This is a genomic window from Streptomyces mutabilis (genome assembly GCF_046628145.1).
In the GTDB taxonomy this organism is placed as follows: Bacteria; Actinomycetota; Actinomycetes; order Streptomycetales; family Streptomycetaceae; genus Streptomyces; species Streptomyces mutabilis.
In genome coordinates, this window is record NZ_CP176874.1 from 2,958,721 (window position 1) to 2,971,292 (window position 12,572).

The 12,572-nt window shown below is 69.2% G+C and carries 13 protein-coding genes; 9 read left to right on the forward strand and 4 right to left on the reverse strand.

Translation table 11 applies throughout. From position 1 onward, the window contains the following. The first annotated feature begins 42 nt into the window (after positions 1-42). From ACLIN4_RS13140 to ACLIN4_RS13150, 3 genes are all read left to right on the forward strand, one after another. Positions 43-1,122, forward strand: coding sequence for a Gfo/Idh/MocA family oxidoreductase (locus tag ACLIN4_RS13140; protein ID WP_100049708.1), 1,080 nt, complete (start codon positions 43-45; stop codon positions 1,120-1,122). Further along, positions 1,119-1,601 (forward strand): heme-degrading domain-containing protein, encoded by a 483-nt coding sequence (locus tag ACLIN4_RS13145; RefSeq protein WP_289903074.1) that lies wholly within the window; start codon positions 1,119-1,121, stop codon positions 1,599-1,601. The genes ACLIN4_RS13140 and ACLIN4_RS13145 overlap by 4 nt, the downstream gene beginning before the upstream one ends. A 102-nt stretch (positions 1,602-1,703) precedes the next feature. After that, positions 1,704-2,579, forward strand: a complete 876-nt coding sequence (locus tag ACLIN4_RS13150; RefSeq protein WP_107478479.1) for an LLM class F420-dependent oxidoreductase — start codon at positions 1,704-1,706, stop codon at positions 2,577-2,579. Between the two features lie 102 nt (positions 2,580-2,681). Here ACLIN4_RS13150 and ACLIN4_RS13155 read toward each other — a convergent pair whose 3' ends face one another. The 3 genes from ACLIN4_RS13155 to ACLIN4_RS13165 all read right to left on the reverse strand — a co-directional run bounded on the left by ACLIN4_RS13155 (position 2,682) and on the right by ACLIN4_RS13165 (position 4,850). Continuing rightward, the gene (locus tag ACLIN4_RS13155) at positions 2,682-3,539 is read right to left on the reverse strand and encodes a fumarylacetoacetate hydrolase family protein (protein WP_107478478.1); all 858 of its coding nucleotides are present in this window, start codon (positions 3,537-3,539) and stop codon (positions 2,682-2,684) included. 174 nt (positions 3,540-3,713) lie between these two features. Then, positions 3,714-4,427 carry a YidC/Oxa1 family membrane protein insertase gene (locus tag ACLIN4_RS13160; protein ID WP_289903073.1) on the reverse strand — a complete coding sequence of 238 codons (714 nt, stop codon included), beginning with the start codon at positions 4,425-4,427 and terminating at the stop codon, positions 3,714-3,716. A gap of 102 nt (positions 4,428-4,529) precedes the next feature. Then, positions 4,530-4,850 (reverse strand): DUF6412 domain-containing protein, encoded by a 321-nt coding sequence (locus tag ACLIN4_RS13165; RefSeq protein WP_107478476.1) that lies wholly within the window; start codon positions 4,848-4,850, stop codon positions 4,530-4,532. A gap of 160 nt (positions 4,851-5,010) precedes the next feature. On the opposite strand from ACLIN4_RS13165, the gene ACLIN4_RS13170 reads away from it, so the two are divergent. The 3 genes from ACLIN4_RS13170 to ACLIN4_RS13180 all read left to right on the forward strand — a co-directional run bounded on the left by ACLIN4_RS13170 (position 5,011) and on the right by ACLIN4_RS13180 (position 9,955). Next, on the forward strand, positions 5,011-6,048 hold the full coding sequence (locus tag ACLIN4_RS13170; protein ID WP_411575806.1) for an SEC-C domain-containing protein: 1,038 nt from the start codon (positions 5,011-5,013) through the stop codon (positions 6,046-6,048). A 97-nt stretch (positions 6,049-6,145) separates the two neighbouring features. Then, positions 6,146-6,601, forward strand: coding sequence for an SRPBCC family protein (locus ACLIN4_RS13175; RefSeq protein ID WP_411575807.1), 456 nt, complete (start codon positions 6,146-6,148; stop codon positions 6,599-6,601). Between the two features lie 201 nt (positions 6,602-6,802). Further along, positions 6,803-9,955: a DUF3427 domain-containing protein gene (locus ACLIN4_RS13180; protein WP_411575808.1), complete on the forward strand. Its 3,153-nt coding sequence runs from the start codon at positions 6,803-6,805 to the stop codon at positions 9,953-9,955. A gap of 31 nt (positions 9,956-9,986) precedes the next feature. On the opposite strand, the gene ACLIN4_RS13185 is transcribed toward ACLIN4_RS13180, so the two are convergent. Continuing rightward, positions 9,987-10,646, reverse strand: a complete 660-nt coding sequence (locus tag ACLIN4_RS13185; RefSeq protein WP_411575809.1) for an ATP-binding protein — start codon at positions 10,644-10,646, stop codon at positions 9,987-9,989. A 208-nt stretch (positions 10,647-10,854) separates the two neighbouring features. Between ACLIN4_RS13185 and ACLIN4_RS13190 the strand changes: the two genes are divergently transcribed. From ACLIN4_RS13190 to ACLIN4_RS13200, 3 genes are read left to right on the forward strand one after another with little or no spacing between them, the layout of a single operon-like run. Further along, the gene (locus ACLIN4_RS13190) at positions 10,855-11,700 is read left to right on the forward strand and encodes a helix-turn-helix domain-containing protein (protein ID WP_289903068.1); all 846 of its coding nucleotides are present in this window, start codon (positions 10,855-10,857) and stop codon (positions 11,698-11,700) included. Further along, on the forward strand, positions 11,700-11,897 hold the full coding sequence (locus ACLIN4_RS13195; protein WP_289903067.1) for a DUF397 domain-containing protein: 198 nt from the start codon (positions 11,700-11,702) through the stop codon (positions 11,895-11,897). Before ACLIN4_RS13190 ends, ACLIN4_RS13195 begins: the two co-directional genes overlap by 1 nt. Before the next feature lie 39 nt (positions 11,898-11,936). Then, positions 11,937-12,314 carry an ASCH domain-containing protein gene (locus ACLIN4_RS13200; protein WP_307652752.1) on the forward strand — a complete coding sequence of 126 codons (378 nt, stop codon included), beginning with the start codon at positions 11,937-11,939 and terminating at the stop codon, positions 12,312-12,314. The last annotated feature ends 258 nt before the right edge of the window (positions 12,315-12,572 follow it).

The following is a 12,572-nucleotide window of genomic DNA, read 5'->3' on the forward strand; positions in this document are numbered from 1 at the left end:
CGGCGCTTGCACTTTGGCAACACCGTTGCGAAAGTGGGACGCATGACTGGTAACCCTCCCGGCAGCCCCCTGCGCGTCGGCCTCGTCGGCTACGGACTCGCGGGCTCCGTCTTCCACGCCCCGCTGATCGGCGCCACCGAGGGCCTGGCGCTGGACACGGTGGTCACCTCGAACCCCGACCGGCAGCAGCAGGCCCGTGCCGAGTTCCCGGACGTGCGGACCGTCGCCGGCCCCGACGAGCTGTTCGACCGGGCCGCCGAGCTGGACCTCGTCGTCATCGCCTCCCCGAACAAGACGCACGTACCGCTCGCGAAGCGGGCCCTGGAGGCCGGTCTGCCGGTCGTGGTGGACAAGCCGGTCGCGGGCACCGCCGCCGAGGCCCGTGAGCTGGCGGCGCTGGCCGAGGAGCGCGGCCTGCTCCTCTCCGTCTTCCAGAACCGCCGCTGGGACAACGACTTCCTGACCCTCCGCAAGCTGCTCGCCGAGGGCGCGCTGGGCGACGTATGGCGCTTCGAATCCCGCTTCGAGCGCTGGCGGCCGAAGCCGAAGGGCGGCTGGCGCGAGTCCGGCGACCCGGCAGAGATCGGAGGTCTCCTCTACGACCTCGGCAGCCACGTGGTCGACCAGGCCCTCGTCCTGTTCGGCCCGGCCACGCACGTGTACGCCGAGTCGGTCGTGCGGCGCGCGGGCGCGGAGGCGGACGACGACACGTTCATCGCGATCACGCACGCGAACGGCGTCCGCTCCCACCTCTACGTCTCCTCCACCGCCGCCCAGCTCGGCCCGCGCTTCCGCGTCCTGGGCTCGAAGGCCGGCTACGTGAAGCACGGCCTGGACCCGCAGGAGGCGGCGCTGCGCGAGGGCAAGCGTCCCGGCCCCGGCTGGGGCGAGGAGGACCAGTCGCTGTGGGGCCGCGTGGGCGCCGGGGAGTCCCCGACGACCGGCGGCGGTCACGTGGAGGCGACCGTTGCGGGCGACTACCCCGCGTACTACGCGGCGGTGGCGAAGGCCCTGCGCGAAGACGGCCCGAACCCGGTCGGCGTCCGCGAGGCGGCAGCCGCCCTGGACGTACTGGAGGCGGCCCGCAGGTCCGCCCGCGACGGACTGGTGGTGACCCTGTGAGCCCCTCCCCCGGGACGACCGTCCCGACCGTGGACGAGCTGGAGGCGCAGGAACGCCGCCTGGTCTTCCGCCGGTTCACCAACGACGACGCGTGGGCGCTGGGCTCCCTCCTGGTGGAGCTGGCCCGGGAGCGCGAGGCGCCGGTCGCCGTCGACATCCACCGCGCCGGCCAGCAGCTCTTCCACGCGGCCCTGCCCGGTTCGACCCCCGACAACGACGCCTGGATCGCCCGCAAGCGCCGGGTGGTGGAGCGGTACGGCTCCGCTTCGTACCTCGTCGGCTCCCGTTTCCGGGCCAAGGGCACGACGTTCGAGGAGTCCTCGCGCCTCGACCCGAACACGTACGCGGCGCACGGCGGTTCCTTCCCGATCGCCGTGGCCGGCGTCGGCGTGGTCGGCGCGGTGACGGTGTCCGGGCTGCCGCAGGTGGAGGACCACCGGCTCGTGGTGGAGGCGCTGGAACGCTTCCTGGGCGAATAGCCCGTACGGCGGACTCCGGGAATCACTCCACGGTCCCTCCGGTTGGCACGCGGTGTACGCACGAAGGACGATCACAACGCCCCACCGGAGGGATCGCAACCGATGAACGACGCGACGGCTTCTCTGAAGGAATCGGTCGGACGGTACGGAGTCTGGAGCGCGGCGCTGCACGCCGACACCGACCCGGGCCGCGGTCGCGAACGGGCCGAGGCCGTCGCCGAGTTGGAGCGGCTCGGGTTCGGCGCCGTGTGGCTGGGCGGCAACACCTCCGCCCAGGACGCGGCACCGCTGATCGAGGCGACCGAGCGCATCGTCGTCGGCACCAGCATCCAGAGCGTCTGGGAGCACCGGGCCTCGGAGGCGGCGGCGGGCTTCGCCGAGCTGGAGGTGGCCCGTCCCGGCCGCTTCCTGCTCGGCCTCGGCGTGAGCCACGGCCCCCGGGTGGAGGGCTACAGCCGCCCGTACTCGACGATGGTCGGCTACCTGGACGACCTCGACAAGGCGGGGATGCGTGCCGGTCACCGCGTACTGGCGGCCCTCGGACCGAAGATGCTGGACCTCTCCCGGGACCGGGCGGCGGGCGCGATCCCGTACCTGGTCACCCCCGAGCACACCGCGCAGGCCCGCGAACGGCTCGGCGAGGGTCCGCTGCTCGCCCCGGAGTTCAAGGTCGTCCTCGACTCCGACCCCTCCCGCGCCCGCGCGACGGCCCGCGCCTACCTCGGCCGCTACCTGGAGCTGCCGAACTACACCAGGAACTTCCTCAACCTCGGCTTCACCGACGCCGACGTCGCCGACGGCGGCAGCGACCGCCTGATCGACGCGGTCTTCGCCTGGGGCGACGAGAACACGATCCGCGCCCGCGTGGACGCCTTCCACGCCGCGGGCGCGGACCACGTCGCCCTCCAACTGGTCGAGGACGACATGACCCGCCTCCCGAGGGAGGGCTGGCGCAAGCTCGCTTCCCTGCTGACGTGAGGAAAAGCGCCCCGAAAGGGGCGCGGGGAACCGCGTGCCCAGCCACGGACAACCCGCGGCCGACAACACACGGCGGTCCCCCTCCGCGCCCCTGGCGGAGCGCTACGCGCTCTTGAGCTCCTGCCGCTGCCGCCCGAGCCCGTCGATCTCCAGCTCGACCACGTCCCCGGCCCGCAGATACGGCTTCGGCTCGGGCTGCCCCATGGCCACCCCCGCCGGCGTCCCGGTGTTGATGACGTCACCGGGACGCAGCACCATGAACTGGCTGACGTACCGCACGACCTCCCCCACCGGGAAGATCTGCTCGGCCGTCGTCCCGTCCTGCTTCAGCTCCCCGTTCACCCACAGCCGCAGCGACAGCCGCTGCGGGTCAGCCACCTCGTCGGCGGTCACCAGCCACGGCCCGAGCGGGTTGAACGTCTCGCAGTTCTTGCCCTTGTCCCAGGTCCCGCCCCGCTCGATCTGGAACTCCCGCTCGGACACGTCGTGCGCGACCGCGTACCCGGCGACGCACGCGAGCCCCTCCTCGGCCGACCCCAGATAGCGGGCCGTACGCCCGATCACGACCGCGAGCTCCACCTCCCAGTCCGTCTTGACGGAGCCGCGCGGCACGAGCACGGTGTCGTCCGGGCCGACCACCGTGTCCGGCGCCTTGAAGAACACGACGGGTTCGGCGGGCGGCTCGGCCCCGGTCTCCCGGGCGTGGTCGTGGTAGTTGAGCCCGATGCACACGATCTTCCCGATGCGCCCCACGGGCGGTCCCACGCGCAGTCCGGTGGCGTCCAGGGCGGGCAGCTCACCGGCCGCGGCGGCGGACCGTATCCGCCCGAGCGCGGCATCGTCGGCGAGCAGCGCCCCGTCGATGTCCGTCACCACGCCCGACAGGTCTCGCAGGGTTCCGTCGGCGTCGAGCAGCGCGGGCCGCTCCGACCCCGCCGTACCGACTCGCAACAGCTTCATATCCCCAACTCCTCGATCGCGGGCAGCCCGCCCGATGAGTGCGACCTGGGTGCGGCAGTAACGCGACAACCATCGGAGGACTGTTCGATCCTCCAAGGTCCGGTTCCACTCCGCAATACCCCGTTCACGTACTGGACCGTAGCCACGCGCGCCCACGCGTCGGCCCGTCCGCGCTCAGCGGTACAGCACGGCCCGCTCGACGGCGCTCCACGTCGTGCTGGTGACGACGTACAGCGCGGCGGCCAGCGGTACGACGGCCACGGTGACGAGCGTGAAGAAGGACATGAACGGCATGACCTTGCCGATCGCGCCGAGCCCCGGCACCTGCTCGCCGTCACCGGCGGGGAGCACCGGCCGGTCGGCCATCGTCCGCTTGGTGAGCCGGTAACCGAAGGCGGCGACCCCGGCGACGACCGCGAACAGCGCCACGTACACGAGCCCGGCACCGCCGAGGAGCCCGCCGTCGCCGAGCGCGTCGGCCCACCGCCCGCCGAGCGGCGCGGCGAGGAGCTGGTGCGACAGCAGTTCGTTGGCCTGCCCGCCGATCGTCGGGCTCGAGAAGAGGTGGTACAGGAGGAAGAACGCGGGAATCTGGCACAGGCTGGGCAGGCACCCCGACAGCGGCGACACCTTCTCCCGGGTGTGCAGTTCGAGCACGGCCCGCTGGAGCTTCTCGGGGTTCCTCGCGTGCTTGCGGCGCAGTTCGGCGATCCTCGGCTGGAGTTCGTTACGCGCCTTCTGCCCGCGCGCGGCGGCCCGTGACAGGGGGTGGACGAGGAGCCGCACGAGGGCGGTGATCAGGACGATGGCGGCGGCCGCGGCGGAGGCGCCGAACAGCGGCTGGAGCAGGTCGGCGATGCGCTCGACCAGGTTGGCGAAAACGGACATGGGTGAGTGAGCCCTCCGAGGGTCTCGTCGTGCCGGGGAAGTGAGAACAGCGGCATGACGACACGCCCCGCGCGGGGAGGTGCCCTGGATGAGGGACGTGCCCTACGCGGCGGTCGCCGGGAGGGCGTGTCCGGGCGCTCGGGGCCGGCGGCGGCCGGGGGCGTCGGGATCGCGTTGGGGCAGGAAGGCCGTACGCAGGTCCCGGTCCCTGATGGCCGTACGCACCCGCGTGGGCGGCACGGCGGGCGCGCAGCGCGCGGCGATGACGGCGCAGACGGCGAGCGCGGAACCGACCGTCGCGGTCGCGGCGAGCGCGACGGTGACGGAGAGGCTGCCGACGTCGACGAAGGCGACGGGGAGGATCACGAGGAGCAGTACGAGAAGCGCGCGAGGCACCCGCGGCACGCTCCGGCCCCGGCTCATCCGCGGCTCCCCCCTCCACCCGCTCGCGTACACACGTTCGCCCCAGTTATACAGGAGCCGCACGGAAGCCGGTACGGGCCGTGGAGCCGGACCGCACGGCCCCGGCCCGTGGCCCCCGGGGCCCTCACCCTCGCCGGCCGACGGCAGTACGGTGTCCCCCATGCGCCCCGACACGCCCGCCGAAAACGTCGACCACGCCGCCGAGGCGGCACGCCTGGAACGGACCGCCGGCCTCTACCCCGAGGACGCCGAGACCCTGCTCCTGCGCGCCGCGGCCCACCTGGAACTCTCCGGCGACCGCCCCTCCGCGACCAAGCTCTACGACCGCCTGCTGTCCTCCGCCGCGGACTCCCCGGGACTGGAGAACCCGTCCCTGGTCCGCGCCCTCAAGGCGTCGAACCTGTGGGAGTACGGCCACGAGGCGGAGGCCAGGGCGATCATCGACGGGGTCCGCACGGCGTCGCCCCGCGACCCCGCTCCCTGGGTGATCACGGCGGAGTCCCTGGAGGCCCACGACGAGCTGGAGGCGGCGCACGAGACGTTCACGGAGGGCGCCCGCCTGCTCCTGACGGACGTCCCGGAACCCCCGTACTCGACCCACCCCCTCCTCTACGGCCGCCACCGCGTCCGCCGCATGCTGGGCCTGCCCCACGACGAGTGGGACGCCCTGGCCGACACCCTCCACACCATGCCGGTCTCCCTGGACGAGCTGCACGACCCCAAGCGCGTCTGGTCCCTGGGCTCGGACAACCCGGCCGACCTGCAGGCGGAGATCTCCCGCCTGCGCGCCGAACTGGGCGCCTACCGCGAGGCCCTCTCCCGCCCCTTCCCGGTGGCCATGCTCCACTGGCCGGCCGACGAACTGACGGAACTCCTCGACGCGTACCCGTCCCTCTCCGCCGAGTACCCCTCCTACGAGGAGCACCTGGCGACGATAGAGGCCGCCCTGCGCGAGCTGGCCGCGTCCGGCACCCCGAACCTGGGCGTGGTCCGGGGCACGGTCCCCTCCTACGAGGCCTTCGCCGCCTCGGAGGGTGCCTCCCCGGCCGACGCGGCCCTCCTCCCCCAGTACGCGACGACGCTGGCGGCCCGGGGCCGCGCGGTGGCCTGGCCGCCGCAGCGGGGCGCGGCGTGCTGGTGCGGCTCGCACCGCCCGTACGCGCGGTGCCACGGGGAGGACATCGCCGCGGACCGATGAGAACCGGCGCCGCCGGACGTCTACAGGTGCGAAAGCCTCACGCGGACCGCAGGACGCGACCGCCCCGACTCGACCTCGCCCCGAGGAGACGGACACCATGACCACCGACCAGACCTCCACCCCGGCCGACGGCTTCTCCTACACCCTGACCCGCACCCTGGACGCCTCCCCGGCCCAGGTCTGGCAGGCCTGGACCATCCCCGACCAGTACGCCCAGTGGGCCCACGCCGTCCCCGGTTCCGTCGAACTCGACGTCCGCCCGGGCGGCGCCTGGAAGGCCACGATGCAGACCCCCGACGGCGCGGAGTTCCCCCTGACCGGCACCTACCAGCAGGTCGCCGACCACCACCGCCTGGTCCTCGGCATGGACATCCCCGGCCGCCCCGACCCCACCCTGATGACCATGGAACTCACGGAACAGGGCCCCCGCAACACGGTCATCACCCTCAGCCAGACCTGCGAGACGGAGCAGGAGCGGGACATGGCGGAGCAGGGGAGCGGGATGCTGCTGGACGGGTTGGAGGGGTTCCTGGGGGGCGGGGCGAAGTCCTGAGGGGAGCGGACTTCCTCGGCGCAGGCCCTTCACCAGGGCGCCACTCCCGAAGGGTGTGAACACTCACCGGCTGAGTGTTCACACCCTGCTCATCTGACGGGCAGTCGACATCACGGCTGTATCGCTCCGCCACGTACGTGGCCCGGTGTCAGTGGCTGCTGTTAGAACTGAGCCACATCGGAATAGTGATCCTGGGGTGGCATGGTGGAGAAGACGGGGGGACCGGCTCAGCCGGTCGCGGGGGTTTACGAGCAGCTGATCACGCAGCGCGTGCACGGCGAGCTGGCGCAGCTTGAGGCCGCCGGGTGGAAGGCCGTCGACGCGGAAGTCAGTGCGGAGTCCTCGCCTCATGTGCTGGCGCGGCACATCGGTGACATGGTGACCCGTCGCCTCAACCAGCTCCCGGCCGATGAGCGCGTTCCCTTCGCCAACCGCATCCTGGAGTCCCTGTCCGCCGGTGTCGGCGAGCAGAGCGACGACGATGCCGTCAGCACCATCGTCAAGGGGCCTCGACAACTGCTGGCTCTGGCAGAGCAGGAGGCGCCCGGGGCCTACGCGATCCGTCCGCTTACGCCGCTCTCCGAAACGTCACTGCTCACCAACTCGCCGGAGGACCTCAGCCTCGGCTCGGAGTTGAGGGCCGAGTTGGCCACCGCAGACCGTGTCGACCTGCTCTGCGCGTTCGTGAAGTGGTACGGCATCCGCGTCCTGGAGGATTCTCTGCGTGCCGCAAAGGAACGCGGAGTGCCGATCCGGGTCATCACCACGACCTACATGGGCGCCACGGACCGCCACGCGCTCGACCGGCTCGTTCGCGACTTCGGCGCCACCGTGAAGGTCAACTACGAGATCCGCTCGACGCGGCTGCATGCCAAGGCCTGGCTCTTCCGTCGCAGAACAGGGTTCGACACGGCATACGTCGGCAGCTCCAACCTGTCCCGGGCCGCGCTGCTCGACGGTTTGGAGTGGAACGTACGCCTGTCTTCGGTCGCCACCCCCGCGGTTCTGGACAAGTTCGAGGCGACCTTCGACGCGTACTGGAACGACACCGCATTCGAGACGTATGACCCCGATCTCCACGGCGATCGCCTCTCCGAAGCTCTGGCCCAGGCTGGTGGGACCACGTCGAGCAGCGACCTGAAGATCAACCTTTCGGGCCTTGAGGTACGTCCCTTCCCGCATCAGCGGGACATGCTGGAGCGGCTGAGCGTCGAACGCGAGCTCCGTGGACGGCACCGCAACCTGCTCGTCGCCGCTACTGGCACCGGTAAGACCGTGATGGCCGCCCTCGACTACCGCCACTTGTGCAAGGAGTCCACCAGCGGACGCCCGAGGCTGCTGTTCGTGGCGCATCGAAAGGAGATCCTCAAGCAGTCCCTGCGCACCTACCGGGAGGTGCTGGATGACGCCTCGTTCGGTGAGTTGCTGTACGGCGGCGCTGACCCTCGCGAGTGGAACCACGTCTTCGCCAGTGTCCAGTCGCTCAACGTCCAGAGGCTGGAGCAGCTGGATCCCAACCATTTCGACGTCATCGTCATCGACGAGTTCCACCATGCCACGGCCCCCATCTATCGACGGGTGATCGACCACTTCACACCGAAGGAGTTGTTGGGCCTCACCGCCACTCCTGAGCGGATGGACGGGCTCAACGTCCAGGACGAGTTCTTCGAGGGCCGCATCGCAGCCGAGATGAGGCTCTGGGAGGCACTGGAGAACGACCTGCTGTGCCCCTTCCACTACTTCGGAATCCCTGACGGCACGGACCTGACCAACCTCAACTGGCAGAAGGGTTCCTACGCCGATCAGGAGCTCGGCGATCTCTTCACGGGCAACACCGCGCGGGCCCGCATCGTGGTCAAGCAGATTCAGGACAAGGTCTCCGACCCCGGCACCATGCGTGCGCTGGGCTTCTGTGTGACCAAGGCACACGCTCACTTCATGGCCGACTACTTCCGCAAGGCGGAGCTTCAGGCTGTGGCACTCGACAGTGACTCGCCTGCCGACGTGCGTGCCCGTGCGCTGTCCGACCTTCGGGACGGCAAGATCCAGGTGATCTTCTCGGTGGACTTGTTCAACGAAGGGCTCGACATCCCGGATGTCGACACCCTCCTCCTTCTGCGGCCCACCAATAGCGCCACGGTCTTCCTCCAGCAGTTGGGGCGAGGGCTGCGACGCACCGAGACGAAGCCGGTGCTCACGGTCCTCGACTTCATCGGCCAGCACCGTGCCGAGTTCCGCTTCGAGGAGCAGTTCCGAGCCCTGACCAACCTGTCGCGGAATCGGCTGGTCGAGCACATCGAGCGTGACTTCCCTCAACTGCCGTCCGGCTGCCAGATCATCCTGGAGGGCAAGTCGAAGGACCTGGTACTCGACAACATCCGGACTCAGTTGGGCGCCACGGTGAAGACGCTGGTGAAGGAGGTCAAGGAGTACAGCACTCCACGCCTCTCCGACTATCTCCGGGAAAGCCGCCGAGAGATCAAGGAGCTCTACAAGAGTGCCAATTCCTGGACGACCGTCCTGCGCCGTGCCGGCCTGATCACCGGTACTCCCCCGCCGGGCGAGACGGAACTGCTGAAGCGGGTTCACGCGTTCCTGCACGTGGACGACCCCGAGCGCGCGCAGGCGTACCTGCGTCTCCTGGAGGACGACGCCCCGCCGTACGACGCGCTCGGACCGGTCGAGCAGGTCTACGCCCGCATGTTGTTCTTCAACCTGTGGGACAACGCCGGTGGATTCACCAGCTTCGCGGAGGGCCTAGCGTCGCTGCACGCTCAGCGAGCAGTGCGGGATGAACTCCGGCAGGTACTTTCGTACGTCATCGAACGGGCCGATCACTTCCCGATCGCTCTGTCCGACCACTTCCGTCAGGTCCCGCTGAAGGTCCACAGCGCGTACAACCGATCGGAGATCCTGGCGGCGCTCGGCGTGGCACGCTTCGGTGGGCAGATGCCGAGGTCCTTCGCGCAGGGCGTGCAGTGGGTTGAGGAGCTCCAGACGGATGCGCTTCTCATCACGCTCGAAAAGAACGAGAAGGACTTCTCACCCACCATCCGCTACAAGGACTACGCGGTGAGCCCGAACCTCTTCCACTGGGAGTCCCAGAACTCGACGTCTTCCGATTCCCGCACGGGCTTGCGCTACCAGCAGCACGCGCGGCGCGGCAGCCACGTCCTGCTGTTCATGCGCCGCTACAAGAACACGGACATAGGCAAGTCCCAGCCGTGGATGCTCCTCGGTCCCGCAACCTACGTGAAGCACACCGGCAGCAAGCCGATGGCAATCACCTGGCACCTCGAGCACGCCCTCCCGGCCGACGTGTGGACGTACTCGGCCGCCATCCAGGCGAGCTGAGCCCTGTACATCGGCCGAAGCGCGCACGTTCTCAGGAGACCCGGGCTCCGCTCTCCGCCTCGAAGTGCGCTTGGGCCTGATCCAGCACGTCGTCAGCGTCCCGCCCGTGTACGCGGAACCAGCAGAGGAGATCGGTGATGATGTCGATCGCCGCCTCCTCTGCCACCGCTGCACCCAACCGACCGTGGCCGAACGGCTGCGGCGCCGAGTCCGAACCGATGTACAGGCTCAATACGTCCGCGGCTCGCGCCAATCGAGGGACTGGCGCGTGACGGTCGCCTCTGGTGACGTCCATCTGAAACTCGCACCAGGTCACCTTGCGATCAGCGGTCAGCTCGACGCCCCAGCGGTCGCTGATGGCGTCCACCAGCATCATCCCCCTCCCCTCCTCCGAGTCGCCGCCCGCGCAGGCAAGAGTCGGCAGCGCACGCGGGTCGGGGTCGTGCACCTCGACGCGTAGGTGAAGACCGTTCAGTGAGGCGACCAGCGTGGACGGCGTCCCGGCCCCGACGTGTCTGATGACATTGGCGACGAGCTCACTGGCGCAGAGCTCGGCGGCGTCTCTCAGTTCATGCAATCCCCAGTACTCCAGGTGCGTCCTCAGGGACCGCCGCAAGAACGACACCTGCTCGGCGTCTGCCAGAAACGGCAGGCGCCACGGTCGCGTCGGCATCCATAGAGCGCTGTCCATGTCTTGTCCACTCCCTGCCCCGGCGCCACTAGTGGCGCAGCGTGATTCGACCGGGACTCAGAGTTGCATTGGCACTCTCAAAATGGAACTCTCACTCTAGCTTCACTGGGAGCACGACTCTCCATCGCGCGCCCCCAGCGCACGCCTTCTTGCGGTCCCCAACAGCCGACCACGACGATCTGTTGGATCTACCCGAAGGGCCGCGAACATGGCAGTTGGACCCACCACTCGCAGGCGCCAACTCGGCGCCGACCTGCGACGCCTCAGGGAGCGCAAAGGGCTGACACTTGAGGAGGCAGGCGCACGCGTCGGCATTTCAAAGGCGACGCTGAGTCGGTATGAGACGAAGGAGGGCACGGTCAAGTGGCCGGCCGTCGACGCCTTGTGCCGCGAGTACGGCGCCACCGATGAGGAGCGATCAGCGCTGGTCGAGCTGGCCAAGGGTGCCAAGATTCAGGGCTGGTGGCGGTCCCTCGCCGATCCCATCCCCGAGTCCATGAACCTCATGCTCACCCTCGAAGACGAGGTCACGCGCGAGGACCACTACGCCTGCATGTACGTGCCCGGCTTGCTCCAGACACGCGCCTACGCCGAAGCCGTACACCGAGCCTCGGAGGTGCAGTGCGAGGAGCGCGAGGTTCAGCACATGGTTGATATCCGCATGAAGCGGCAGGAGTTGCTGGAACGTGCGGACTCGCCGCACATCTGGTGCGTGATCGATGAGGCCGCCATCCGTCGGCAGGTTGGCGGACGACAGGTCATGCGTGCGCAGTTGGAGCACCTGCTCGCGATGTCTCAGCGCCCCCAGATCACCGTTCAAGTGCTGCCCTTCGCGCGAGGTGCGCACGCTGCGGCAGTCGGCAGCTTCGCCATCCTTCGCGGACAGGCTCCTGAACTCGACGTCGTGTACGTAGACATCCTCGGTGGTGGGCTGTTCATGGAGAAGCCACAAGAGTTGGAGCGTTATAAATTGGCGTTCCAGTACCTCAGCGCACAGGCGCTCGACTTCGAGTCTTCGACCGAACTTATCGACCAGATCAGCAAGGAGCCCTGATGCGGACGTCGCTAGAGGCCCACTGGTTCAAGTCCTCTTACAGTGGCGGAAGCGGTACAGAGTGCGTGGAGTGCGCACACGCTCACGACGACACGCTCATACGCGACTCCAAACAGGCAGAAGGCCCCGTGATGCGCGTGCGAGATAGAACGTGGCAGATGTTCGTACGGGCGGTGGCGCGAGACGCGATCAGATAGGACTAGGGAGGCGGAACCGTGTGGCCACGGATGAACGGGATGCGGGCACTGGAGCTCGGCACGCCCGGTGAGCTGCGGGAGCGGCTCAACGCTCTGGTCCTGAACGGGAGGAAGACCGCCACCACCGGGCTGCTGGCCGAGTACGTCGAGGAGACGGAGGGCCTGGAGTTCGAGGGTGAACGCTTGGCGCTTCTCGGGAACGACGGGGATCACGTCGCCACGATCGAGATCACGGGCGTCGAGCGGGCTTCCTTCGGCGGTGTCACGTGGGAACACGCCGCCGCGGAAGGAGAGGGCGACCGGTCGCTGGACGAGTGGCGAGACGGACACAGGCGCTTCTGGGCCGGGATCGGTACTCCGGTGGATGAGGACACACCGCTGGTGTGTCTGCGGTTCCGGCTCGCCACGCCTTCCTGACCAGCCCCTGCGGGCACGCAGGCAAGAGGGGCCCCGGGTCGCGCTGTCGAGGGGCGTGAGGGCCGCATCATCGACGTAGGCGAGTCGGCTGCCGAAGTGCCCCGAAGCCGTTCCCGAGTACGCTTTGCCAGATCTGTCATCGGGGCGCTCATTTGAGCGCCGAATGAACAGTGTCGCGGAGAATGTTCACGCTCGGAGGCAGGGCAGCCGACCGACGCAAGGCTTCACGGTCCGTGATCCTTACGTCTCGCGGCTTCC

What these genes read in the sequence shown, in the direction of transcription:
- ACLIN4_RS13140 (WP_100049708.1), top strand. Translation starts at nt 43, where the DNA reads ATGACTGGTAACCCTCCCGGCAGCCCCCTGCGCGTCGGCCTCGTCGGC.
- ACLIN4_RS13150 (WP_107478479.1), top strand. Translation starts at nt 1,704, where the DNA reads ATGAACGACGCGACGGCTTCTCTGAAGGAATCGGTCGGACGGTACGGA.
- ACLIN4_RS13155 (WP_107478478.1), bottom strand. Translation starts at nt 3,539, where the DNA reads ATGAAGCTGTTGCGAGTCGGTACGGCGGGGTCGGAGCGGCCCGCGCTG.
- ACLIN4_RS13160 (WP_289903073.1), bottom strand. Translation starts at nt 4,427, where the DNA reads ATGTCCGTTTTCGCCAACCTGGTCGAGCGCATCGCCGACCTGCTCCAG.
- ACLIN4_RS13165 (WP_107478476.1), bottom strand. Translation starts at nt 4,850, where the DNA reads ATGAGCCGGGGCCGGAGCGTGCCGCGGGTGCCTCGCGCGCTTCTCGTA.
- ACLIN4_RS13170 (WP_411575806.1), top strand. Translation starts at nt 5,011, where the DNA reads ATGCGCCCCGACACGCCCGCCGAAAACGTCGACCACGCCGCCGAGGCG.
- ACLIN4_RS13175 (WP_411575807.1), top strand. Translation starts at nt 6,146, where the DNA reads ATGACCACCGACCAGACCTCCACCCCGGCCGACGGCTTCTCCTACACC.
- ACLIN4_RS13180 (WP_411575808.1), top strand. Translation starts at nt 6,803, where the DNA reads ATGGTGGAGAAGACGGGGGGACCGGCTCAGCCGGTCGCGGGGGTTTAC.
- ACLIN4_RS13185 (WP_411575809.1), bottom strand. Translation starts at nt 10,646, where the DNA reads ATGGACAGCGCTCTATGGATGCCGACGCGACCGTGGCGCCTGCCGTTT.
- ACLIN4_RS13190 (WP_289903068.1), top strand. Translation starts at nt 10,855, where the DNA reads ATGGCAGTTGGACCCACCACTCGCAGGCGCCAACTCGGCGCCGACCTG.
- ACLIN4_RS13195 (WP_289903067.1), top strand. Translation starts at nt 11,700, where the DNA reads ATGCGGACGTCGCTAGAGGCCCACTGGTTCAAGTCCTCTTACAGTGGC.
- ACLIN4_RS13200 (WP_307652752.1), top strand. Translation starts at nt 11,937, where the DNA reads ATGCGGGCACTGGAGCTCGGCACGCCCGGTGAGCTGCGGGAGCGGCTC.